The sequence below is a fragment of the Chryseobacterium aahli genome, from assembly GCF_022699665.1.
Classification (GTDB): domain Bacteria; phylum Bacteroidota; class Bacteroidia; order Flavobacteriales; family Weeksellaceae; genus Chryseobacterium; species Chryseobacterium aahli.
This window is the reverse complement of record NZ_JALDNB010000003.1, coordinates 240,887-266,059: the sequence shown is the minus strand read 5'-3', so window position 1 is coordinate 266,059 and position 25,173 is coordinate 240,887. Positions and strand designations below refer to the sequence as shown.

Below are 25,173 nucleotides of genomic sequence, written 5' to 3'. Positions count from 1 at the left end.
CTTTTCGGAATAATTATTGAATACTTCCTATCACACCATTTAAAATTATATTATGAAAAAGTTAGTTTTATTAACCTTAGGGATAGGATTTTTTGCTGCGAGCTGCGGAACTAAAGAGAAGCAAATGTCATCTAGTAACACAGATTCTACAGCAATAGACGCAGCGCAAGCCGCACCAATTGTAGCAGATACAATGACAACAGCTCCAATGGATAGTACGAAAGTAGATAGCGTAGTTGCTCCTGCACCCAAATAAAAAGTCTAATGTAAAAATGGAAATCCACAGATGAAAGTTCTGTGGATTTTTTTATATTTGAATAACAAACATTAAAAAATTTACTATGAAAAAACTATGGATAGGAACAATTCTAGGATTGTTGGTTTTTGCAAGCTGCGCAGATAAAAAAGAAAACAGAGAAGAATTTAAAGCTGAGCATAACAAAGATGCCATGCGAAATGATTTGGGAGATTCGGCAGTAGCCAACTCTGAAAAGAACGCTCCAGACACTACAAATCTCGCACAAGATACTCTTAAAAAACCAACAGATTACGAAAGTAAAGAATCACGCCCAAACACAAAAGTAGGCGGTTCAAGATAAAATACAATCCACAGAATTTTCTGTGGATTTTTTGTTTACAAACAATTTCATCCAAATTATCTTTAAAGATTTTAACTTAATTTTATGAATTGAATTACTGATAATTTTAAAGACTTATATTAACATAATTATTACATTTGTATTCAATAAAATATTTCATGAAAAAAACAGCAATATTATCACTTATTTTCTTTGCCGTGATTGCATTCGGACAAGGAATTAAATTTGAAGAAGGAAATTTTAAAAGCCTTTTAGCTAAAGCAAAAAAAGAAAACAAACTGATTTTCATTGATGCTTATGCAGTTTGGTGCGGACCGTGTAAACTGATGGTGAAAAATATTTTCCCTCTAAAACCTGTTGGTGATTATTACAATGCCAATTTCATCAATGCTAAAATTGACATGGAGAAGGGTGAAGGTATAGATTTAGCAAAAAAATACAATGTAAAAGCTTTCCCAACTTATCTTTTCATCAATGGTGATGGTGAAGAGGTTCACAGAACTTTAGGGTATGTTGAGGAGAAAGACTTTATTCAGTTTGCAATGGATGCAGGAGATCCTAATAAAAGATTGACCGCTCTAAAGCAAAAATTTGAAAAAGGAGAAAAAGATCCTGAATTCTTGAAAAATCTTGCTGGTCTTACAATTTACAATGATTCAGACTTTGCAGGAAGAGTTTTGGATCGTTATTTCAGTGCAAAAACTACTTTAGATAAAGATGATGTTCAGATGATTCTTGCAGGAACTCAAAGCACAGAAAGTCCTGTGTATAAGATTTTCCAGAATAAAAAAGAAGAAATCATTAAAGTTTTCCCGGCTGACCGTTACGAAATGTTTGACAAAAACATCAAGCTGAATACGATCATGAAAAAAACGTACAGCGCTGATACAAAAAAATGGAATGACGATTATTTCTACACTGAAACTCAGAAGTTCTTAACAAAAGAAGAATCTGAAAAGCTTTTAAAAAGAGCAAAATCAAACAGAGCTTTAAAAGACAAAGATTTCGCAACTTATGAGAAAATGACTTTAGATCTTTACAAGGATTATTCTGCTGCAAATTCAGAAGAATTAAATTCAATTGCATGGAATTTCTTTGAAAACGTCAACACAAAATCTTCTCTTGAAACTGCTGTAAAATGGGCTCAGGAATCTGTAAAGAAAAAAGAAGAATATGCAAATACAGATACTCTTGCCAATCTTTACAACAAAATCGGTGACAAGAAAAACGCTAAACTTTGGGCTGAAAAGTCTATTGCATTAGGAAAAGCAGAAGGTCAAGATACTGCTGATACCGAAAAAATATTGAAGAGTTTATAAACTTTAATTTAAAAACATAAAAAATTCCGCTGAAATAAATTTCAGCGGAATTTTTATTTATTGACTAGTTATAAGTTTCGTCAGTTCGAGTAGCGAAGCGTATTGGGAACTTTCGGTTACACTTAATAAAAATTTCTCGATACAGTTTTCTTCAAAAACCTACTCGAAATGACGTAGCATTTGAAATCTTCGGTAATATTTATTTAATATTGAAATAAAACACTTCCCCAAGTAAATCCACTACCAAAAGCTGAAAGAAGTACTAAATCTCCTCTTTTAACTTTCCCAAGTTCGATCGCTTCACTCAATGCAATCGGAATAGAAGCTGCGGTTGTATTTCCGTATTTTTGGATGTTGTTGTGAATTTTTTCGTCCGGTAAACCAAATTTCTGCTGTACAAATTGAGCAATTCTCAAATTCGCCTGATGCGGAATAAACATATCTAAATCTTCAATCGTTTTTCCAGCTTTATCTAAAGCTTCCTTCATTGTCTCAGGGAATCTTGTTACTGCATGTTTGAAAACAAAATTTCCGTTCATGATCGGGTAAACTTCCTTGTCGGTCACATTTTCAGGTTCCTTTCTCATTCTGTCGCTCCAGCCGTATTTTGAACCCGGAAACTGCGTACACAATTCATCAGCATATTTTCCTTCAGAATGCATATTCATGGCTAAAATATCACCTGCATTTTCGTCTTCAGTTGCCGAAAGTACAATCGCTCCTGCCCCATCCCCGAAAATTACTGAAACTCCTCTTCCTTCATCAGAAAAATCGAGTCCGAAAGAATGAACTTCTGCGCCTACAACCAAAATATTTTTATAAGTACCGGATTTAATAAAAGCATTGGCAACACTCATCGCATATACAAAACCTGAACACTGATTTCTAACATCCAAAGCACCGATCGTATCGCAACCCAACATATCCTGCAGCAAAACGCCACAACCAGGAAAATAATAATCCGGTGAAAGCGTTGCAAAAACAATATAATCAATATCTTTTGCCGTTAAGCCAGCATGTTGAAGTGCTTTTTCAGAAGCTTTAAACCCTAGAAACGCCGTAGTTTCCTGCGCATCATTTCTGTTGATTCTGTGTCTGCGCTCTTTGATGCCGGTTCGCTCAGTAATCCATTCATCATTGGTGGTCATTAATTTGGCTAAATCATCATTGGTGACAACGTGATCCGGAACATGAAATCCGATTCCTTTTATTGTACTTTTAATCATATAGTTTGTTTAATTTTGGTAAAGATAAAACTTTATTTTACACATAGGTTTTTTTAAAATTTATAGTATTTTTACTTTATGCCTATCAATACAATTTACAGAGATTCGGGATGCGAATGGATAGACGTAGAAGCACCTACGGACGAAGATATGAAGTACCTTCATGAAAGATATGAGATTAATAATCTCCTTTTGGAAGACACTTTAGACCCCAATCACTTACCCAAATATGAGGAAGACGGAAACGTGAAATTCTTCCTTCTTCGTGAAAGCACCGAACTCGAACGAAAAAACCTCAACACCATCAGCGATATCAGTACCAAAATCGGAATTTTCCTTTTAGAAAAAACCATTATCACGGTACACAGAATGAAGGCAAAAAGTATTGCTGAAACCAAGAAAGAGCTTAGCGAAAGTTCCGATCATGTACATCCACATAAAATTGCCCTGATGATTTCGTTGGTCATTATGAAAACCTTTGATGATGAAGCCATCAGCCTTTTTGAGACGATGGATAATATTGAAAACGAAATTTTTCTTAAAAACACCAATCACACCAATCAAATCAGGAGGCTCTATAAATTAAAAAGAAAATCGGGTTTAAATTCCAGAGTTTTAACGATTTCAAATGATGCCGTTGATAAGTTTAAATTGCTCGAATTGGAAGATTCTGAAGTAGTCGATTTAAAGGATAAACAGAAAGATGTTGTTGCTGATTTTGATCATTTAAATATTCAGATTACTAACTTAATTTCGATGTTTTTGGCATTGTCTGATCAGAAAGCGAATCAAGTGATGAAAGTTTTAGCGATTTACTCAGTGTACTTTTTACCGATCACTTTTATTGCCGGATTATATGGAATGAACTTCGATAATATGCCTGAACTTCATACCAAGCACGGATATTTTTACACTTTGGGATTAATGGGGGTGATTGTGATTTGTACGTTTATTTATGCGAGGAGAAAACAGTGGTAGATTTTCAACAATAAAAAAACACAAATATTCATCTGATGAAAATAGTAAAGCCGATTTCGGAAGAAAAATTTAACAAAGTAATTAATTCAAAAAAAAATAAAGCCTTTTCAGAACAAGATTTTATTTCTTATTTTTTTCCAAATATTGAAAAGGTTGCCGATCTGGCGATTGGTCAATACTTTTGGTTTATCGGAAGCCGAAAAGACAGCAAAATAATCGCCGTAAGTAAAAATATTCATAAGCTAACCCCTTTTTCTGAGAAAGAATGGACGAACGGTGATGCTTACTTCTTCGCCAATCTTTTTCATCCCGATGATAAAAACCACGTACTTTCCGCCTTTATTTTCGCATTAGAATTAGCAGAGAAGCTGCCTCTCGAAAAACAAAAAAACTGCAGAGTAAACATCTACGGAAGAATGCTTGATGCCAACGAAGAATTTCAGTGGAGGCTTATTCAGTTTCCAGGATATTATTTTGATGAAAATGGCATTGTAGAAAGCAGTTGGATTATGGTAACTGATATTTCTCATCTTCATATCGACAACCAGGCAATGATTACTTTTTTTGACGGAAGCAATATCGAAAACCAATACTTTAAAGTAATGAAAGATCAAACTTTAAAGCCACTCCCCATTCCAAAAATTTCAAAAAGAGAGCATGAAATTTTACTCCTTACTTCCAAAGGTCTTAACTCACCGGAAGTTGCAGAGAAACTTTCAATTTCTTATCACACGGTAGAAAATCACAAGAGAAATTTAAGAATAAAAACCAATACCAAAACTTCTGCAGAATTGATCTCTTTCGCTTTTAAAAACAATATTTTTTAGAATTTAAATTATTTTATCTGTCTTGAAAAATGACAGATATCTGCTATTTTTTACCTTCTTTTTTTTGGTGAGCTTTACTTATAAATTTAATCACCATGAAAAAACTACTCTTCATTATCACATTATTTCTGGTATTTGGAAATCACATCAGTGCGCAATGCCTTTGTGGAACTACACCATCAGAAAACAGATGGGACGGAATTGGATTCAGAATCAATGATGAACCTCTCAAAAAATACGCTTGCGGATACCAACTTACCGTAAAAACCACCGCTAAAATTACCTTTGTAAGCGGAGGCTATCTGTGCATCGACAAAAAAGAATGTAAAGCACAAATTTCTGCAAAACTAATGAACGGAACCAGCGTTGTTCAGAATTTCAGCAATTTTACTTTTACCGAAACCATTCAATTTCCTTCTAATGGAAATTTCAAACTCGTTTTGTCTGCAAAATGTGGCAAAATGACGTGTAAAACGTGTACTTACTATTTTAAAGTTTTATAAAATAATAAATCATGAAAAAATTACTACTACTTATTCTTAGCTTATTCATAAGTCAAACTGCATATTCACAAGTCGTAAATCCCAATGTTGCAAAAAAAATAACTGAAAAACCTAAACTCAACTTTATAAAAAAAATAGACCGTAGACTTTGGGTTACTCTCATCAATGCGACTTTGCGGCAATCTTACTTTCGGATCAACAATTTTGATCCTGCAGGAACTGATGCTTCGGGGAATTTCCAGTTTTATAAACCAGAAGACACTAAACTACGATTGGGAAGAACTGGCGTTGAAACTATTTTCAAATTAGAACCACTTCGCTATGAGCCGCTTACCGTTTATTTTAAAAATATCAACAGTAATAAAGCTGAAGTAAATACCAAAGACGGTAAAATACAGTTTTTGGTAAGCTTTGAAAAAGAAGATGTAGAGATAAGTGTGAACTGTGTAAGAAATCTGGCTTGTGGAGGATTAGGAAATCCTCAATTTCATGTAGATGATTTGCGGTTAAACATTGAACTAGAGCCTTATGCCGAGAACGGTAAAATAAGATATAGAAACGCCAACTGTAAAATTTCTGCCAATGCAGGACATGATGGTTTTAATTTTATTTTCACCCAATTAGAGCCATTTACCAGAGCAATGAATGGGCCTCTGTTTGACCTATTCTCGGGTAAAATCACAGAGTACCTCAACAGTCCTGAGACTATCAATGATATTTCTGATCAACTAATGTCAGGAATTCTGGCAAATCGTGCACTTCTAGGAATTACCGGCGAAACTGTTTATTTCACACAGTTTTATGTGGATAATGACGGAAACATCATGTATAATGTAAGATAATTTCAACAATAAAGGGTGATTTGCCTTATATTTTTAATTAAAGGGTGTCTAATTTTACCAAATAAAACACAAACATTTAGTATCTGTGAATCTAAATATAATTTAAACTAAAAACACTATGAAAACAATTATCACTTTTGCTTTTCTCTTTATGTGTGCGTTTTTCAACGCTCAATTCTTAGAAAAGCTTGCAAAAAAAGCTCAAAAATCCACCGAAAGAGCCATTGAAAGAAAAGTTGAACAAAAAGCCACGAAAACTACCAGTGATGGTATGGACGTTATTTTGAACAATAAAAAAACAAATACGAAAAACAACTCTTCTACAAACAATTCTTCCGGTACGAAAAACCTTAATAAAAACTCTGATTTTGTACCCGGAACTAAAGTCATCTTTGAAGAAAAATTCGGTCAGGATGCAGAAGGAGATTTCCCTGTTAATTGGTTTACCAGCAGCAGCGGAGAAATACAAAATCTCAACAACAAAAAATGGTTGCAACTTTCTGATAAAGGAAGTTTTACTCCAAATAACATCACCAAACTACCAGAGAATTTCACTTTTGAATTTGATGTTACTACGACTGATAATTTCAATTTTTATTCTACACCTTTGAATATTGTTTTTACAGAAAAAACGACCAAAGCCGACAATGTTTGGAATACCGTTATTAAAAGAAAAGAAGGCGTAGTTTTTAGCGTACATCCTACAAGTTCGCTTTCAAAACAAGGCAGAAGCGAGGTTTTTGTAATTTCTGAAAAGAAAGAAATTCTAAAAAACAAAGTTGACATTTCTGAATTTAACAATAACAACAATACCGTTCGTGTACAAGTGTGGCGACAAAAAAACCGATTCAGAATGTATATCGATGGTAAAAAAGCGTGGGATTTGCCATCTGCATTCGGAGATGCCAATTACAATCAAATCATCTTTTTTATCGGAACGTACAAAAATTCTACAGACAAACTTTTCATTTCTAACTTAAGATTAGCAGAAGCGGGCGAAGACAAACGTCATAAATTATTAGAAACAGGAAATTTCACGACCAACGAAATTTTATTTGATGTCAATAAAGCCACCATAAAACCCGCAAGTTTTAAAATTTTAGATGAATTAGGAAAAGTTCTTGCTGAAAATCCTTCCGTACATGTAAGTATTACAGGCCATACCGACAACGATGGCAATGATGATGCAAACCAAAAACTCTCTGAAAACCGAGCAAAAGCGGTTGCGCAATATTTTCAGACGAAATATAAAATCTCAAGTTCACGACTAGAAACCTACGGTAAAGGCGAATCTGAGCCTTTGAACGACAATACTTCAGCAGAAGATAAAAAGCAAAACCGCAGAGTTGAATTTGTAGTCGTTCAGTAATTCTTTTCACCAAATCTAACCTTGATAAGGTTGATGAAAAGCCAATCTTTTTATAAGAAATCACCCGCAGCCCGACCTGAACGGAGCTCTTTTTGTGAGGAGGCACGACGAACAAAAAAGCGGGAGTGGAGGGCGGAAAAAGCTGCCATAAAAAAATATAAAATAGTTATTCGATGCTTTCAAATGCTGTATAAATTTAAAGAAGCGGTTCGAAGTAGTCAAAAAAAACTATTACCTAAAATCTACTAATATGAAAACCATTTTTACCTTTTTCATCACTTTTCTGATGCTTCAAATCTTTGTTGCACAGGGAACTTACACCGAAGAACAAAGAAGAAGAGACCAAACTAAATTAGATTCTATCTGCAAAAAATCGCCGAATTCTTGCTTGTATTATGATGATGCCATTGGTCCGAAATCGGTTTTCAGAAATCATGCTCCAAGAAAAATAAACAGAACTCAGAAAATCTGCTTCGACAAAAAATTGGAATACATGGCAACCATCAACGGAAAAACCAAAAGAGGCTGCTATTACATGAATTCTGTAACAGGATATGTAGCTCAATTCTTAACAAATCTGAACGAAAGCTGCAACGGAATGAACAATCCGCAACCCGGATTTGAAATGATGATCACTTCTAAAGTAGGAGAATCTTTCACATTTAAAATTAATAAAAGAGGCGAAAGAACTTTTTATGCAGAGATGCCTCCTGAAGGTGTTCCCTATGGAATGTCTACCAATTTTGTCCTGAAAAATCCAAGAGCGTTATCTCTGGATTATCGAGAACCATTTACCAACCTCAATTTGCCGACGCTTGGGTACGTTATCGAAGGAATTGGTGAAAGCAGCACGAAATATTTGTTTGGAGTATATCATGCTCAAAGAATTCCGCTAAAAGATTATGTGGGTGCTTTTGGAACAGGCTATTACAAAGACGGAATGGGAAATACCTTTATCTGTCTGGCAGTGGAAAGCGAGAATAATTTCGTGAAAATTGAAAAAATAACCGATGTTACCGAATGTTTTGACGGAAGTTTATTTAAAGATGGTGTAGAAGAAGCTCTTCAATCCAATGAAGAAACGATAAGAGAACGGGAAAAGGATCTCGATTATCAGGATAATTTAGAATACGGTAAAACATGCGAAGCTACCACGGCATTGGTTCAGCACAAACGACAGGTTTTAAATAAAGAAAAAAGTTACCACAATTTTATTAAATCCGGCGGAAATCCCAATAGTAAAGATGGATTGAGACTTGGCGCAATGGCTCAGGATGTAACAGATCAGGTTGTAACCCATCGTCTGGAAACCGAAAAAAGAATCTGTGCGGCAGAATATTCTATTCAGGTCGCTTCTAGAGAATACAACGGGGCAAAAGCAAAAGAAAGAGCTTCAAAAAAAATAGCTTGCTACTCTATTGCAGTAAAACAATTGGACGAATTACAAAAATCTTTGACAGCCATCAATGTAAGACACGGAAGCAACTATGCAAAAGCTTTGGCTGAAAAAAATATGCTTTACCTGAGCAAAATGAGAAGCATAGACACCAATTGCAACCAAGACAAAGCGGGAAATACCAAAAAAAATCCGATGGAAGATGGCGCCAAACAATTGGGAGAACAATTGAAGGAGATGATCAAACGCAAATAAAATACAAACAATTATAATTTAATAACCATTAAACTAAACAATCATGAAAACAAAAATCATATTTTTAGCCTTCGTCTTTCTAAGCTTCAGCAATATATTTGCTCAAAAAAAACCAAGACCTCCGCAAGCAGACACACAAACTTCTTGCCTATGCAAAGATTTAGAAATATATCCCTATTTCTATTACAAAGACGCGAGTGCACCCAATTCCCACTTGTATCTGCGCTTCGATTTTCATCATAAAGGCCGGAACCAATGCAAGCCAGAATTTAAAGGAAATATTACCATTTATAGAAGTGATGCTATTCAAGTTACCATTCCTGTAGGTAATTTAACTTCTTTTGTAGATACTATGGGACAAAGAATTTTTGTGATCACCCAATTGCATTTGCCAAACTCATTCAGGCCTATGACAACCGGTGGAACTTACAGAATTACTTACTCATTGAACTATGGAATAAAATCTCCCTGTCCTGTCTCTTTCACCAAAAACGTTCGTTTTACAACTTCTGAACCTATTTTATAAACCTTGAAGAATTGAAATTTCACAAAAAATTTACCATTTGATCTGATGAAAATTATTGAATATTTTACCGAGGTACAGCCTCGGTTTTTTTATAAGCTCTTGGTTTGAAATAACCTTATAATTTTCTTTTAAACAACATCAAATTTTCATTTGCAAAAGAAAAGACTTCAGGATTATCCGAAAACCACTAACTTAGTTACTAAGAAAATATCCTCACTTAAAAAAAACACCAAACCAAATCATGAAACCCGAAATCCTTCAAAAAATCCTTGAGGACGACGTACTTTCTCAGGAATCAAAAGAAAAGCTTAATGCTTTACAAGAAAATATTTCCAGCAAAGAATTTTCTGACATTCTCGATGCTGAAGGCAATCAGTATATTGAGTTTGTGCAGGAAGGCGGTGGCGTTTGGGGTAGTGCATTAGTCGGCTATCTTTATGCTTTAGAAATCATCGGAATCCGGTTTCTGAAAGTGGCAGGAACGAGTGCCGGAGCCATCAACACGATGCTTATCGCAGCTTGCAAAACAAAAGAAGAAGCGAAAGCTGAAGTCATTAAAGACATTCTATTCAATTGGGATTTTTCTGATTTTATGGATGGCAAACCATATGTGAGAACCACCATTCATGCCATGCTCAACAATAAAAATTTCATTAAAATCAATGTGATTATTATTTCTGTTGTCATGCTGATTCTTGTTGCGCTGCCTTTTATTATTTCGTCTGGAACAATTCTTAATGCTAAACTTTTATTTTTAGTCCCGTTGATTCCTATTATCATTGGATTTTTCTGTTTTAAAAAGTTTTATAGTGATTTCAGGAAAAGTAATAGCGGATTGAATCCAGGAAATGTTTTTCTTCAACAAATGACTGATGTGATGAACGGATTCGGAATCAAAACTGTCGCAGAACTCAACCAAAAATTCATTCAGAAAGAAGCTCAAATGAATCTCAATTACCGCTACGGAAACGGAATGGAATTTTACACGAATGCCTTAAATGGAATTGAAGAAATCAAGATGAATAACCTCGAGCACATCGACGAAACCCGTTACAAAATATTCTTCGAGAGTGCCGAAAACAACGATTATTACAAAAACAATCCGTTTTATCAGCTTAAGACAGAATATATTGTCATTACCACAGATATTAATGCAAAAATAAAAGTCGAATTACCGACAATGGCCAATCTTTATTGGTCTGAGGAAGAACTGAAACACATCAGTCCGGCTGAGTTTGTGCGTGCTTCGATGTCTGTGCCGTTCTTTTTTGAGCCAATGCAAAAACTCATCAACAAAGACGATGACTCTGTAAAATACGCCTGGAAATTCTGGATGAACACTCAAAAAGAAGACATTTATCCTGTCGGAATTTTTATCGATGGCGGTACACTTTCCAATTTCCCGATTGATCTTTTTCACATGAATGATATTTTTTATCCGAGACTTCCTTTGTTTGGTGTTCAACTCACCAGCGATTCTGAAATTTTAGGCGAAAAAGGAAAAACAAGCGAACAAATCCTGAAAACTCCCCTCTCCTATGCCGGAAATATTATCGGAACTTTAAAAGGTTTTAACGACAAAACGTTTCTGACCAAATACTCTTTTTACAATCTTTACAGCATCAAAACCGTCAACTGCGGAACGAGCAGCTGGCTGAATTTCTTTATGAAAAAAGATGAAAAAGAACAGCTTTTCAACGCTGGGTTTCTAGCGGCTCTTGATTTTCTGAATCAATTTGACTGGGCAAAATATAAGTGCGAAAGAATGATGGTTGCGATGAAAGAGAAAAAGATTTTGAAGGAGGAGGATACGAAGACGGTGGGGTGAATTTTTGTACATTTGTAAAAAACAAATAACATATTAATATGAAACTTTTTTTACCTAAACTCTTTTTCATTCTATTTTTAGTACCAATTACTATTTATTGCCAGTGCTGGAAACAAATAAGTAATGGACAATATTACAGTGTTGCAATAAAAAATGATGGAACATTATGGGCTTGGGGTGCAAATAACTTTGGTCAACTTGGAACTGGCAATTTCATTAACAGTACTACTCCAATTCAAATTGGAACAGATAATAATTGGAAGACAATTTCTAGTGGTGGTGCACATACTTTAGCATTAAAAAATGATGGAACCCTTTGGGCATGGGGTTATAATCAAAATGGACAGTTAGGGCTTAATTCTTTTACAAACATTCCTGTGCCATCGCAGGTGGGTACAAATAATAATTGGAAAGATATATTTACTGGAATATACGTTTCTGCAGCCATTAAAACCGATTTCTCATTGTGGACTTGGGGTAAGATAGATTCGAGTCAACTTGGGCTTCCAACAAATAATATTCCAGATGTTTCCATACCAACACAGGTTGGAGATGATACAAATTGGAAACAAATTTCATTTGGTGGATTATTTACAATAGCGCTTAAAACAGATAATACATTATGGTCTTGGGGGATTTCATCTTTTGGAGAATTAGGAAATGGTACAAGTAATTCACAAAATCTTACTCCGGCTATAATAAGTAATTCTACAGACTGGAAATTAGTTACATCTGGAAATTGGTTTTCAATAGCCATTAAAAATAATGGAACTCTTTGGTCATGGGGATTGAATTCAGGGCAATTTGGGAACGGTTCTACACAAAACAGCACTATTCCTATTCAAATTGGATCTCAAACTAATTGGTCAATTGCAGATATTAATTCAAACTTTACAACCGCAATAAAAAGTGATGGAACTTTGTGGGGATGGGGAGCAAACAGCTTCGGACAGCTAGGTAACAGTTCAAATAATCCAAGTTCAATTCCTATCCAAATTGGTAATGGAACTAATTGGATACAGCTCAGCAATGGCTTTAACTATTCTGCAGCTCTTAATTCTAATAATGAATTATGGCTTAGTGGACAAAATAATTTTGGACAAATAGGCAACGGAAATACAACTAACATAAATACTCTCCAAATTCTTAATAACTCATGTAACAATTTAGATTTGCAAGAACAAAATACATCGGAAAATTATCTAACAATATACCCAAATCCAGCAAGACAATTTATTAACATTAATTATTCAAATACTGACAAGGTTCAGGATGTATCAATATTTGATGCTTCTGGAAAAAAAGCATTAAACTTTAAGAACAAACAGTCTAAAATAGACATTTCTTCATTATCGCAAGGACTTTATTACATTACTGTTGATATAAATAATAAAACGACAATAAAAAAATTTATAAAACAGTAATTTTCACATTGGTTAATTAGAGTTTTTAAAAATACACACCTATAATCAATACTGATGTATAAAATTTTCACAAACTATAAACTTAATTCACTTGTATTCTTACTATTTTTTGAAGTTTATATATCTTCATAACGCATATGTAACGCTTATACTTACTTAAAAAGCACTAACTACAACATATGCTTGTAAATTAAATTATTAATCAAACCATGTCCACAAAAATAAACCTCAGAAAATCTCTCAACCTACCCAACTCAGAAACAGCCACTGAAACAGAAATATTTCAAAACCAAATCCTGCGCCCTGTTTTAAAACTACAGAACGATCTTTATCTGTCGCTGTTTACAAACTATGCATTGCGACAAAAATCGGATTTCCCTACGTTATCGGCTTTTAAAAAGCAAACATTTATCGAGCAGAGTCTGCAAAAAGATGCTGTCTTGAAAAACACTTTCATCGGGATGACCATCGGAATGTTTACGTTAGAGGAATTGGAGGTGTATCAATTTGACAGCAAAGTTTTTAATAAAAGAATCATCACAATGCTGATCGAAAGATTGAAAAGTCAGATTAAATAATTGCAAAAGTTTATTTTTATTTAAAAAATTGAAGTTGAAAATAAAATTTTAGAGATTCTTCCTTCGTCAGAATGACAAATTACAATAACCTAACCTCTCCTCCACATCGGATCACACTTCCAAATATCCTCATTCACAGCACAACCTTCAGCATGAGCACCTTTCAGGAAACCGATGCTCATCAAAAACTCATTCACAATCTCTCCGCCTGTGAATTTGAATGTTTTTTTGAATAATTTCATCCATTCCTGTAGATCTTTTGGATGATGATGTTCCAGCCATTTTTCAAAAGAGCCGAATTCTTTTTGAAGTTCAATAATGGTTTTTGCGTTTTCTATTGCGGCATTAACTTTCAATTTATTTCTAATAATTCCTGGATCGCTTAATAATCTTTCACGGTCTTCTTCGGTGTAAGCGGCAATTTTTTCAATATTAAAATTGTCATACGCTTTTCTGAAACTTTCTTCCTTTTTCAGGATTGTTTCCCAGCTCAAACCTGCCTGATTGATTTCCATGATGAGTCTTCCGAACAATTCGTTATCATCATGAATCGGGAAACCATAATGGTTGTCGTGGTATTTTTTGTGCAATTCTTTTCTGCTTTCGGGCTGCATTCTTTCGATTACTGAACAATAACTCATGAGAATAGGTTTTCTGTTTTTGTTAAAAATTTATCTAAAGCTTCTTTCATATCAATTCCGGTACGGTCTGCCAAAACGATGAGCCACCAAATATTTTCGCCTAATTTATGTTCCAATTCTTCCGCAGAATTCTTTTTTGACCACGTTTTTTCATGGGACATCACATTTCTGCCAACCAACCCTGCATCCGTAAGATATGCCAAAGCATCTTGCTCAAGTGTCCATTCAGTTCCATTTTGCTGAATTTCTAACTCGTGGTATTTTTCTCTGATTGCTAGTGAGCGTTCTATAATTTTGTCTAAATTATTGTATTCCATCATCTATATTTTACAATTAACAAACAAAGATAAGATGTACTATTGACAACTGTTAGTCAGTAGCAAAAAAATAAGTAAGAAATTAAATCTAAAAAAACCAATACAAATAAAAACCGTAGTTTTGTGACGATGTCAAATGTAAAACTCCATATAAAAATATACAAAGCAATTGTAGTGATGCTTGTTGTGGCGTTTTCATTATCTCCGTGCTCACTAAAGAGAGATGTGTTGGAGATTTTCGACATTCAGCATACAAGTTCTCTCAACAAAGTAAAAACAACAGCATTATCATTTTCAAGTTGTCAGACAATCAGTTCTTCTGCAAAAGTTTCCTTTTTAAAAACTGATTTTAAATTTAAAAACAATCTATTTTCTGATATTTTACAATTAGTAAATTATTACTCTGAAAATAAAAGTTTCGCTCTCAAAAACTATTCTGGAAACACGTCCGGAAACAGTCCCCCAAAATATATTTTATTTAAGCAGTTGAAATTAGATATGATTTAGATTTCGTTCGAAAATCATTTTTAGTATCAATTTTTAAATAAATTTTAATGAAAAACAATATGAGCAATCAGCCCTTTGATGTGGCTGGTTTATATACTTTACCTATACGCCTTGTCATTGGATGGACGTACTTTTCTGCTTTTTGGCGCAGACTTATCCTCGAAAACAAACTGATACCAGATGAAGCCGGATATATCGGTGAAAAATTCAATCACTTTTTGCCCAATGCTTTGGGAATAAAACCCATTATTGAGTATTTGGTAACTCATCCCGATGCGCTGCAAACCTCTATGATCAGTTTTACCATTATCGAAGGTATTGTGGGATTATTTATTATTTTCGGTTTATTCACAAGATTAATGGCTCTAGGAGTTTTCGGCTTAGCAATGGGCATCCTGTTGGGTTCAGGATGGATCGGTACGACTTGCTTAGACGAATGGCAAATAGGAGTTTTAGGAATAGCGTGTGGATTTGCCCTCTTTCTCACAGGAAGCGGATCTTATTCTTTAGACCAATATTTTAAAAATAAACAATACGGTTTTACACAGAAAAAATGGTTTAAATGGTTAGGCTCCGGTCAATTTCCAATGTTAAATTATAAATATTTTGTACTGTTCGGATCACTTCTTATTTTTGGACTTACCTTATTTACCAATCAATATTTTCATGGTGGTGTCTTTGGAACTTTGCATAATAAATCGGTAAAACCAAAAATTGAAATATCTAATATTGAGATGAATCAATCCCAGATTAAATTTGAAGTTTACAGAACGGAAGGTGCAGATGTCTATGGCTCTTTTCTTATCGGAATTGATTTACTCAACGAAAAAGGGAAAGTTATTCAATCATTGAACGGAACAGAGCTTTCAAAATTTCCAAAAGTAAATATTCATAATCATTATGTGGCAAAAGTAAAGCCAGGAAAGCACAGTTTGATTATTCCACTAGGTGCAAAAGCAGATTTAAGTTTAGATATAAAAAAAGCTTTAATTCAAAATGAAAAGATTTCAATTATCAAATTAACTGATATCAGCGGCGCAGAATGGACAGCAAAAATTGAATAATTTTCAGCTTTATATTTCCTCATGCTCAAATTTTTTCTGAATATGAGGAAATTTAGTTTTATCAACTCTCATTATTTTGTAAATTTATATCAATAAAAATCACCAAAATCATATCACATGAAAAACTCAATTCTTTTACTTTTAGTTTTAACATTCAGCAGTTTCGTAACTTTCGCAAAGGCTCAGAAAATTTCTGACGGTGAAACAGTAGACGTCAACGGTCTGAAGGTCAGTTTTAATATCACCAACAAAGAAAGCGTACAGGCTGGCGGAAAAACATTTGACCGCTATAAAGTTTCGGCATCTGTAAAAAATACATCAGATAAATCTTATAATATCAGGCTTACTTCATACCCGCAAATCGTACTAGACACCGGAATTGTGGAACTTGATTGCGTAAATGCTACAGGAGCAAAACTGACCTCAAAAAAGATTCAGTTAAAAATGAAAACCCAAATGATTAATGTATCATATTCTTCTTACGATAAATCTGGTAAGTCTGTAACCAACATTCTTCCGGTCATAGGAAGTTATTACTTTGATGCCGGAGACACCATTAACGACAATGCTATTTTTATTGTGCCTGCAGGTGAGAAACCTGAAGTAAGTGTGAGGAGTTTGAGATAAAATATATCTAATTTCCAAAAAATATATAATCTGAATAAAAATGATTTGAATTTTTTTAATTGAATACATATTACACAAAGAAAAAAGCTACAGAAATTCTGTAGCTTTTCTTTGATACGTTGACAGGATGAAATCCTATACTTTATTTAAGATTGCGCTTCAGCCTCTTTATCTTTCAACATCCAAGGCACAATAAAGTAAAAACCAATGGCTATCATGGTCGCTAAAATTCCGGTGCCTATCCACAGCATATTAAATCCGAATTTTTCAGCAATTAAAGTTCCTAAATAAGGCGTAACGATAAATGCGATTGAAAAGGAAATTCCGTTCAAGCCCATGTATGCGCCTTTGTTATTTTTGCCTGAACGTAAAGCCGTAATGGTTGACATGAAAGGTAATGCCCAGATTTCACCGGCAGACAAGAGGCTCATTGAAATAATTAAAGTCACAATACTATGATCGAAACCTAACATTGCGTACGAAAGTCCACAAATAAATGTTCCTAAAAACATGGTACGAGCCAAAGTAAAATACTTCTCGGCAATCTGTACCAGTCCCATTTCAAGTAAAACCACCAAAAATCCGCTGTATCCTAAAATATATCCAATGCTTTGCTGACTTAAGTGAGCAGTGTCTTTGTAAAATATGGTCAATGTACTGAATAACTGGAAAAAACAGATTGAAAACAACATGCAAAAGAAACAGTAAATCAAGAACTTACCATCACTATATGGCGAGTTTTCTTTTTTAATTTCTATAACTTCTTGTACCTTTTTTGCTTTTATTTTTGCCAATTTATTTCTTTTGTAGAAAAACCAAATATAAATTAAACCCGCCAATAAAGCTGCTAATGCATTACTGTAAAACAAAAAATCATAAGAAATTGCAGACAAGATTCCACCTAAAGCAGGACCAATTGAAAATCCCAAATTGACCGCCATACGATTAAGCGAGAACGCTCTCGTAATATTTTCAGGCTTTGCATATTTTGTAATGGCCACAGAGTTCGCCGGGCGAAATGAATCACTTACAATACTTTGCAGTAAAATAATTAAAGCAACACCAGCCTCTGTTTTAAAAAGCGGAATTAAACAAAATAAGGGTACACTCAATAATAAACTAAGATATTGAACTTTGTATTCTCCGATTCTATCGGTAATGAATCCGCCTAACCAAGAACCGATTACCGAACCGATTCCGAAAAAGCTTAAAACAATTCCGGTATTTTCTATACTGAATTTCAGATGCGCAGTCATGTATACTCCCAAAAACGGAAGTACCATAGAGCCGGAACGGTTGATGAGCATTACCAATGCCAGCATCCAGCTTTCTTTTGAAAGTCCTTTGTAAGAACTTGTATATATATGTAAGAGTTTCACAATTTCTGATTTAATGATTAATAACGTCACTTCGAGTAGATTTTTGAAGAGAATCGTATCGAGAAGTTCATTGATAGTTCTCGATACATTTTTCTTCATTTCATTTCGAAAAACACTTCAACTGACGAAAAAAAACAGGACTTAAAAAATTAAGCCCTGTTTCATTTATAATGATATAAATAAATTTTTACTCCGGCTTATAGGAGTCTTTTAAAGTTACTGTTCTGTTGAATACAAAATTTGTATCCGTAGAATCCTGATCTTTAGTAAAATATCCAATTCTCTGGAACTGAAGCGGCTCGCCAACAGCAACATCTTTCAAACTAGGCTCAGCAAATCCCTGAATGGTAGAAACAGAATCCGGATTGATGAAATTTAAGAAATCTACATCTTTCTCAGCATCAGGCTGTTCTACCGTGAATAAGTTATCGTAAATTCTGACATCTACAGGAATTGCATGTGATGCAGAAACCCAATGAAGTGTTCCTTTTACTTTTCTTAAACTTTCTTCAGTTCCGCTTCCTGACTTAGATTTTTCGTCGTAAGTAGCGTAGATTGTCGTGATTTCTCCGTTTTCATCCTTATCCACTCTTTCAGCTTTAATGATGTAGGCCGATTTTAAACGGACTTCACCACCCAATTTTAATCTGAAGAATTTTTTGTTTGCTTCTTCCTGAAAATCTTCACGTTCGATATATAATTCTCTTGAAAACGGAACTTCTCTTGTTCCTGCATTTTCCTGCTCAGGATTGTTCTCAGTCTCTAACCACTCTTCTTGTCCTTCAGGATAATTTTCAATGACCAATTTTACCGGATCAACGACTGCCATGACACGTTTTGCAACTTTATTCAGGTCTTCACGCACGCAGAAATCCAATAATTGAATGGAAATTAAATTTTCTCTCTTGGCAACACCTACCTTATCAATAAAGTTCCTGATAGAAGTTGGTGTATACCCTTTTCTTCTCATTCCGGAAATCGTAGGCATTCTAGGATCATCCCAACCGTTGACCACATTTTCAGCGACCAGCCTTTGTAGTTTTCGTTTGGAAGTAATCATATAAGAGACATTCATCCTTGCAAATTCTCTTTGCTTATTTTTAACCTTACCTTCTTCGTACACCTGGTCTAAATACCAGTTGTAAAGCGGTCTGTGGTTTTCAAATTCTAAAGAGCACAATGAGTGTGAAATTTGTTCGATATAATCAGATTCACCATGAGCCCAGTCGTACATTGGATAAATTTTCCAATCTGTACCGGTTCTGTGGTGCGGCTTGTTTAAAATCCTATACATAACAGGGTCACGCATATTCATATTTGGCGAAACCATATCGATTTTTGCACGCAGTGACATTGAACCACTTTCAAATTCACCGTTTTTCATCTTTTCGAATAACTCTAAAGATTCTTCCACAGGACGATTTCTGAAAGGTGATTCTACACCTGGTTCTGCAGGATTTTTTCTCTGCTCTGTAATCGTTTGCGATGGCTGCTCGTCTACATAAGCTTTCCCTTCTTTAATCAATTGAACAGCCCAATCGTAAAGTTGCTGGAAGTAATCAGATGCATACAACACTTTATCCCATTTGAAACCTAACCATTCAACATCTTTCATGATAGAATCTACAAATTCCTGCTCTTCTTTTTCAGGGTTTGTATCGTCGAAACGAAGGTTTACAGGAGCATTGTATTTTTCGCCCAAACCAAAATTGATGCAGATCGCTTTTGTGTGACCTACATGCAGATAACCATTAGGTTCCGGCGGAAAACGGAAACGGATCTGATCATTTCTCATACCGTTTGCCAAATCATCTTCTATAATTTGCTCAATAAAATTGAGTGATTTTTTTTCTTCTTCCATTAGAGTAAACTTACGTTGCTGCATAGTTTACACAGCAATTTGCAAATTTAAGAAAAATTCGTTGTTTAAAAAAACGATATTTTTAACAATGAATTCACACACAATTGAAAATTTATTCCGACCTTTATTCAACCAAAACTACATTCACAAAACTATTGATAATGGCTGTTTATATCCTCAGCAACCGCAAAATTGTACGTCATAAAGGCGAAAAGACAGATTCTTTCTCTAACGACGAATACTCAATCCCAAATTTCAGGATTGCAAGATGTAATTTTGAAAATTTCACAGAGCCAACTTCTCAGACAAAAAAGAAAAAAGATTATTCCAATAGAAAAATTTTAGATTACCAACTGTTTTCCGAACCTGAAAAGCAAGGTTATGAAGAAGTTTTGGATGTTTTACTAAGCGAAAAAGGTTTAAAAAACTCAAAATTAACCGCGAATAATCTTGGCGGAACCCAAAGAATGTTTTATGAGTTATATAAAAATATGTCTTCTACAAAAGTGAGAAGTGATGTTTTGATATTTATTCATGGGTATGCGTACACTTTTGACGATGAACTGAAAGCCATTATTGATCTCAAAAAACTGTTTATTGATAATCACGAATCTCCGATTGAACATATTTTGTTTGTGAGTTGGCCCGCATCGAGCAGCTTGGTTCCAATGACGTATTTTGATGATAAGGCGGCAAGCATTAATTCCGGAACTTCATTGGTGAGAATGTTTTATTTCTATACTCAATTTTTAAAAGATATTTTCTCTCACAAAGACCTGAAACCTTGCAATCAGCACATTCACCTGATGACGCATTCTATGGGGAACAGAGTGCTTCAAAGTATGTTGTACAGTTTAAAAAAAGAAAATGTGCTAAGAGTGATTGACCAAGTTTTATTGTTAAATGCCGATGTTTCTTATAAAGTATTTGATGATGCGGAAAATTCTTTTAACAAGCTTCCCTTATTGGCAAACAAAGTTTCTATTTATTTAAATCGAAAAGATGCAATTCTGGGAATTTCTCAGTTTACAAAAAACATTCTCACCCCAAGATTAGGAAAAAATGGGCCTTCAAATATTGAACATTTTAAAGATATTGTCTCCATTGTCGATTGTACATTTATTGAAAATGATTTAAAGAATACTTTCAAATTTGAGTTTGGAAACCATTGGGGATATCTTTCAAGTTCACAAGCTCAAGATGATATTTTCCAGACATTGAATGGAGTTGACAGAAATTTAATTACTAACAGAATAAAAAATAACGATTATACCTTCACAATAATTTCAGATTAAAAAGTACAATGCAGTAAATAGTAATTTTTTTCGCTATTACTATAAATGGTACGACCTTTGTCCTAACCAAAATCCTTCAGATAAACCAAACTATATATTATGGAAAAAGTTAAAAAAAAGTTTTCTTATATTTTAGACTATATAAAGAAAGCAATGTTCATCAAAAAAGACGTGATTTAGTCACACAGAATTAATTTTAAACAGAAAATTATTGATTTAAAAAGCTACTACTTTATTTAAAAAATAATCGATCCCCTTTTAATTCCAAATCACTTTCAAAATTGTTTGTGAAAAGACTGCCTGTTCCCAAACCTTGAGGCATTGGATTATTTTTTGTAAATGTATATTGTGCAATTGCATTTAGACCTAAATTACTTTCTAATGCAGAAGTAATCCACCATCCTATATTATTTTGTTCGGCTAAAGCTATCCATTCGTCAGAACCAAAAATTCCACCAACTAAAGATGGTTTCAAGATAATATATTGAGGTTTTATAACTTCTAAAAGTTTTTTCTTTTCAGTAAAATCAATTACCCCAATCAACTCTTCATCTAAAGCAATCGGAGTTGGAGTTTGCGCACACAATTCTGCCATTTCATTCCAATTTCCAGCTCTTATAGGCTGCTCTATTGAATGAATATTCAAATCTGCCAATTGTTGCAATACGATTTTAGCTTCTTCTTTCGAAAAACCGCCGTTGGCATCAACACGCAGCTCCAGTTTTTCTTTAGAGAATTTTTGTCTTAATTTTTGAAGAATTTCATGTTCAGACTTCCAGTCGACCCCGATTTTTAATTTAATACAACGAAAGCCTTGTGCTAATTTTTCCTTAATCTGTTCTTCCATGTAACCAACATCGCCCATCCAGATCAACCCGTTGATCATCATTGAGCTTTTACCTTCTGTAAATTCACTTGGAAAATAGAGTTTTCCGCCATGTTTTAAATTCAGTAAAGCCTGTTCGTACCCAAACCAAATGGAGGGAAATCCTTTTAATTCTTGTTTTAAAAATTTAAAATCCTGATGAATATTTTCACAAAGCCATTTTAGTTTATCTTCATAATCCGGTCGATCATCAAAACTCAGTCCTCTGAAAATAGCACACTCTCCTACTCCTTTTTTTCCGTCATTAGAAATTTCAAGAATAAAAGTTTCCTTTTCATACAAAACGCCGCGAGATGTTCCACTCGGGCGTTTGAATTTTAATAAATATCTAAAATATTCTGCTTTCATTTATTTTACGCTGTCGATTCGCATAAACTCTTCGGCTTTTTCCACCATATCGATACTTCCTGCAAAAAATGGTATTCTCTGGTGAAGTTCGGTAGGCTCAACCTCCATAATTCTTCTGAAACCGTCTGTTGCCTTCCCGCCAGCTTGTTCAGCCAAGAATGCCATCGGATTACATTCATACAACAATCTCAGTTTTCCGTTCGGCGACTGACCATATGATGGATAAATATAAATTCCACCTTTTAACATATTTCTATGAAAATCTGCTACCAACGAACCGATATATCTTGAAGTGTAGGGACGATCGCCTTCTTCCATCTGACAATATTTCAGATAATTTTTAACTCCTTGGGGGAATTTAATATAATTCCCTTCGTTGATGGAGTAAATTTTACCAGTTCTTGGGAATGTCATATTAGGATGAGAAAGATAATACGTTCCCAAAGAAGGATCTAAAGTAAATCCGTTCACGCCGTTTCCTGTTGTGTAAACAATCATCGTAGACGAACCGTAAATTACATATCCTGCAGCAATCTGATTAATTCCTTTTTGTAAGAAATCTTCCAGCTGAACCGGTGTTCCTGGCTCGGTAACTCTTCTGTAAATTGAAAAAATAGTTCCTACAGAAACATTGACGTCTATATTTGAAGAACCATCCAAAGGATCGATCAATACTACATATTTACTTAAATGACCATTTTCTCCACATTTGATATCGATAAAATCGTCATTCTCTTCAGAAGCAATTCCGCAGACAACTTCTCTTTGAGAAAGTGCAGTGATAAAGATATCATTTGCAATCACATCAAGCTTTTGTTGCTCTTCCCCCTGAATGTTCTGATTTCCGGCTGCTCCTGTAATATCTACGATTCCAGCTTTGTTAACTTCTCTATTTACGACCTTGGATGCCAGCCTTATAGCACTTAGAAGACGTGAAAATTCACCAGTGGAATACTGAAAATCTTCCTGTTTATCAATTAAAAATTCTCCTAAAGTCTGTAACGGTTGATCTGACATTTTTATGTTTTTTACTTTACCGTCAAATTTCGTAAAATTTATCACACTAAAAAACATTTTCTCATAAAAGACTTTAAACACTATTAATCAACATCTTAAACCTAAATTTCACCTAGATAAATAGGAGACAGACTATCAGAAGTGCTCCCAAATTACACACCTAGGAAAGCAATATTTCTTCTCTTTTACGGTAATTTTAATTAAATCTTAATTCAACCTGCCGTTGCCCTATTTCATATCTCATCGTAAATGTCTAATTTTGACCTCCGAAAAAAAACGTGAATGATTTCTATCTAACAATTTTATTCTTAACAATTTAATGAAAATTTTCAAGTTTGGTGGCGCATCTGTGAAAGACGCTGAAAGTGTAAAAAATGTATCAATGGTTCTTAGCAGCCAAGGTTTTGAAAAATGTCTATTGGTAATTTCAGCGATGGGTAAAACCACCAATGAGCTGGAAAAGGTGGTAGAAATGTATTTCAAAAAAGACAACTATCAAACTGAAATTGAGAATATAAAACAGAAACACATCGAAATAGCTAAGGGGCTTTTCTCGGAAGATCATGCAGTATTTGCAGAGATCAATTTATTTTTTGATGATATTGTTTCATTTTTAAGAAGAAATAAATCTCCTAATTACAATTTTGTCTACGACCAGGTTGTAAGCTGTGGAGAAATGATATCTACCAAAATTGTAAGCGAATATCTTAATGATATACAGTTTACCAACCAATGGCTTGATGCAAGAGACTTTATAAAAACAGACGACTCTTACAGAGATGGTAATGTGAATTGGCAAAAAACTGAAGAATTCATATCAAATTTAAATTCTAACATTTGCTATGTTACACAAGGTTTTATTGGTTCTGATGACAATAATTTCACTGTAACTTTAGGAAGAGAAGGTTCAGATTATTCTGCTGCGATTTTCGCATATTGTCTTGATGCAACGGCGATGACGATTTGGAAAGACGTTCCTGGAGTAATGACAGGTGACCCAAGAGTTTTTAAAAACGTCACCCTTTTATCTAATATATCTTATGAAGAGGCAATAGAAATGGCATATTTTGGTGCAAGTGTAATTCACCCAAAAACTTTGCAGCCGCTTCAGCAAAAAAATATTCCTTTTTATGTGAAATCTTTCGTAGATCCCACAAAAGAAGGAACTAAAGTAGGCGCTTCTGAAAAAAATCAAAGCGAAGAATCTTATATTCTAAAAGGTGATCAGACATTACTTAAAATTTCCACAAGAGATTTTTCATTCATTGCAGAAGATCACATGAGCTTAATTTTCAACAATTTAGCTAAATATAAAATTAAAGTTTCTTTGATGCAGAATTCTGCAATTTCATTGGCGTTATGCCTTGAAGATAAATTCCTTAAAATTGAGGAACTGAATAATGAACTTCAGAAAATTTTCAAAACCGATGTAATAAAAAATGTATCTTTATTTACTGTAAGAAATGCAAAAATGGAGAACATCGACAAATTTTACCAAGAAAAAAGTGTATTATTGGAACAGATTTCAAAAAACACACTTCAAATGGTAACATTGTAAAAC

Annotated in this window: 24 protein-coding genes; 17 read left to right on the top strand and 7 right to left on the bottom strand. The window is 34.2% G+C overall.

The features are described 5' to 3' along the window. Positions 1–124: 124 nt before the first annotated feature. The 3 genes from MQX03_RS20465 to MQX03_RS07310 all read left to right on the top strand — a co-directional run bounded on the left by MQX03_RS20465 (position 125) and on the right by MQX03_RS07310 (position 1,918). Positions 125–256: a hypothetical protein gene (locus MQX03_RS20465; RefSeq protein WP_262916917.1), complete on the top strand. Its 132-nt coding sequence runs from the start codon at positions 125–127 to the stop codon at positions 254–256. Between the two features lie 85 nt (positions 257–341). Beyond that, on the top strand, positions 342–599 hold the full coding sequence (locus MQX03_RS07315) for a hypothetical protein (protein WP_242802329.1): 258 nt from the start codon (positions 342–344) through the stop codon (positions 597–599). A gap of 158 nt (positions 600–757) precedes the next feature. Continuing rightward, positions 758–1,918, top strand: coding sequence for a thioredoxin family protein (locus MQX03_RS07310; RefSeq protein WP_242802328.1), 1,161 nt, complete (start codon positions 758–760; stop codon positions 1,916–1,918). Between the two features lie 203 nt (positions 1,919–2,121). On the opposite strand, the gene MQX03_RS07305 is transcribed toward MQX03_RS07310, so the two are convergent. After that, positions 2,122–3,144, bottom strand: a complete 1,023-nt coding sequence (locus tag MQX03_RS07305) for a 3-oxoacyl-ACP synthase III family protein (RefSeq protein ID WP_242802327.1) — start codon at positions 3,142–3,144, stop codon at positions 2,122–2,124. Positions 3,145–3,222: 78 nt separating this feature from the next. On the opposite strand from MQX03_RS07305, the gene MQX03_RS07300 reads away from it, so the two are divergent. The 10 genes from MQX03_RS07300 to MQX03_RS07255 all read left to right on the top strand — a co-directional run bounded on the left by MQX03_RS07300 (position 3,223) and on the right by MQX03_RS07255 (position 13,670). Then, a complete protein-coding gene (locus MQX03_RS07300; protein ID WP_242802326.1) occupies positions 3,223–4,122 on the top strand; it encodes a magnesium transporter CorA family protein in 900 nt (299 codons plus the stop codon). A gap of 35 nt (positions 4,123–4,157) precedes the next feature. After that, positions 4,158–4,949 (top strand): helix-turn-helix transcriptional regulator, encoded by a 792-nt coding sequence (locus MQX03_RS07295; RefSeq protein WP_242802325.1) that lies wholly within the window; start codon positions 4,158–4,160, stop codon positions 4,947–4,949. A 95-nt stretch (positions 4,950–5,044) separates the two neighbouring features. Then, entirely contained in the window at positions 5,045–5,452 is a 408-nt protein-coding gene (locus MQX03_RS07290; protein WP_242802324.1) for a hypothetical protein, read from the top strand. 11 nt (positions 5,453–5,463) lie between these two features. Further along, entirely contained in the window at positions 5,464–6,294 is an 831-nt protein-coding gene (locus MQX03_RS07285) for a hypothetical protein (RefSeq protein ID WP_242802323.1), read from the top strand. 118 nt (positions 6,295–6,412) lie between these two features. Beyond that, positions 6,413–7,663, top strand: a complete 1,251-nt coding sequence (locus tag MQX03_RS07280; protein ID WP_242802322.1) for an OmpA family protein — start codon at positions 6,413–6,415, stop codon at positions 7,661–7,663. 250 nt (positions 7,664–7,913) lie between these two features. Next, complete coding sequence (locus MQX03_RS07275) at positions 7,914–9,314, top strand: hypothetical protein (protein WP_242802320.1); 1,401 nt, start codon at positions 7,914–7,916, stop codon at positions 9,312–9,314. Between the two features lie 43 nt (positions 9,315–9,357). After that, entirely contained in the window at positions 9,358–9,840 is a 483-nt protein-coding gene (locus MQX03_RS07270) for a hypothetical protein (protein WP_242802318.1), read from the top strand. Between the two features lie 241 nt (positions 9,841–10,081). Then, the gene (locus MQX03_RS07265; protein WP_242802316.1) at positions 10,082–11,668 is read left to right on the top strand and encodes a patatin-like phospholipase family protein; all 1,587 of its coding nucleotides are present in this window, start codon (positions 10,082–10,084) and stop codon (positions 11,666–11,668) included. A 38-nt stretch (positions 11,669–11,706) separates the two neighbouring features. Continuing rightward, entirely contained in the window at positions 11,707–13,092 is a 1,386-nt protein-coding gene (locus tag MQX03_RS07260; protein WP_242802315.1) for an RCC1 domain-containing protein, read from the top strand. Between the two features lie 209 nt (positions 13,093–13,301). Continuing rightward, on the top strand, positions 13,302–13,670 hold the full coding sequence (locus tag MQX03_RS07255; RefSeq protein WP_242802314.1) for a glyoxalase: 369 nt from the start codon (positions 13,302–13,304) through the stop codon (positions 13,668–13,670). An 89-nt stretch (positions 13,671–13,759) separates the two neighbouring features. Here MQX03_RS07255 and MQX03_RS07250 read toward each other — a convergent pair whose 3' ends face one another. Further along, the gene (locus tag MQX03_RS07250; RefSeq protein ID WP_242802312.1) at positions 13,760–14,311 is read right to left on the bottom strand and encodes a DNA-3-methyladenine glycosylase I; all 552 of its coding nucleotides are present in this window, start codon (positions 14,309–14,311) and stop codon (positions 13,760–13,762) included. Further along, positions 14,308–14,631, bottom strand: coding sequence for a nucleoside triphosphate pyrophosphohydrolase family protein (locus MQX03_RS07245; RefSeq protein ID WP_242802311.1), 324 nt, complete (start codon positions 14,629–14,631; stop codon positions 14,308–14,310). Before MQX03_RS07245 ends, MQX03_RS07250 begins: the two co-directional genes overlap by 4 nt. A 551-nt stretch (positions 14,632–15,182) precedes the next feature. On the opposite strand from MQX03_RS07245, the gene MQX03_RS07240 reads away from it, so the two are divergent. Beyond that, on the top strand, positions 15,183–16,199 hold the full coding sequence (locus MQX03_RS07240; protein WP_242802310.1) for a TQO small subunit DoxD: 1,017 nt from the start codon (positions 15,183–15,185) through the stop codon (positions 16,197–16,199). A 117-nt stretch (positions 16,200–16,316) separates the two neighbouring features. Continuing rightward, the gene (locus MQX03_RS07235; RefSeq protein WP_242802308.1) at positions 16,317–16,826 is read left to right on the top strand and encodes a hypothetical protein; all 510 of its coding nucleotides are present in this window, start codon (positions 16,317–16,319) and stop codon (positions 16,824–16,826) included. A gap of 146 nt (positions 16,827–16,972) precedes the next feature. Here MQX03_RS07235 and MQX03_RS07230 read toward each other — a convergent pair whose 3' ends face one another. Both MQX03_RS07230 and MQX03_RS07225 read right to left on the bottom strand, forming a co-directional pair. Continuing rightward, positions 16,973–18,148, bottom strand: coding sequence for an MFS transporter (locus tag MQX03_RS07230; protein ID WP_242802587.1), 1,176 nt, complete (start codon positions 18,146–18,148; stop codon positions 16,973–16,975). Between the two features lie 244 nt (positions 18,149–18,392). After that, positions 18,393–20,066, bottom strand: coding sequence for a glutamine--tRNA ligase/YqeY domain fusion protein (locus MQX03_RS07225; protein WP_242802586.1), 1,674 nt, complete (start codon positions 20,064–20,066; stop codon positions 18,393–18,395). 161 nt (positions 20,067–20,227) lie between these two features. On the opposite strand from MQX03_RS07225, the gene MQX03_RS07220 reads away from it, so the two are divergent. Then, the gene (locus tag MQX03_RS07220) at positions 20,228–21,361 is read left to right on the top strand and encodes an alpha/beta hydrolase (RefSeq protein ID WP_242802307.1); all 1,134 of its coding nucleotides are present in this window, start codon (positions 20,228–20,230) and stop codon (positions 21,359–21,361) included. A 232-nt stretch (positions 21,362–21,593) separates the two neighbouring features. Here the strand turns inward: MQX03_RS07220 and menC are convergent, their stop codons facing one another. Continuing rightward, the gene (gene menC / locus MQX03_RS07215) at positions 21,594–22,595 is read right to left on the bottom strand and encodes an o-succinylbenzoate synthase (protein ID WP_242802306.1); all 1,002 of its coding nucleotides are present in this window, start codon (positions 22,593–22,595) and stop codon (positions 21,594–21,596) included. Next, complete coding sequence (fbp, locus tag MQX03_RS07210; protein WP_047442521.1) at positions 22,596–23,612, bottom strand: class 1 fructose-bisphosphatase; 1,017 nt, start codon at positions 23,610–23,612, stop codon at positions 22,596–22,598. It lies immediately after the preceding gene. A gap of 319 nt (positions 23,613–23,931) precedes the next feature. On the opposite strand from fbp, the gene MQX03_RS07205 reads away from it, so the two are divergent. Continuing rightward, entirely contained in the window at positions 23,932–25,170 is a 1,239-nt protein-coding gene (locus MQX03_RS07205; RefSeq protein ID WP_242802305.1) for an aspartate kinase, read from the top strand. The last annotated feature ends 3 nt before the right edge of the window (positions 25,171–25,173 follow it).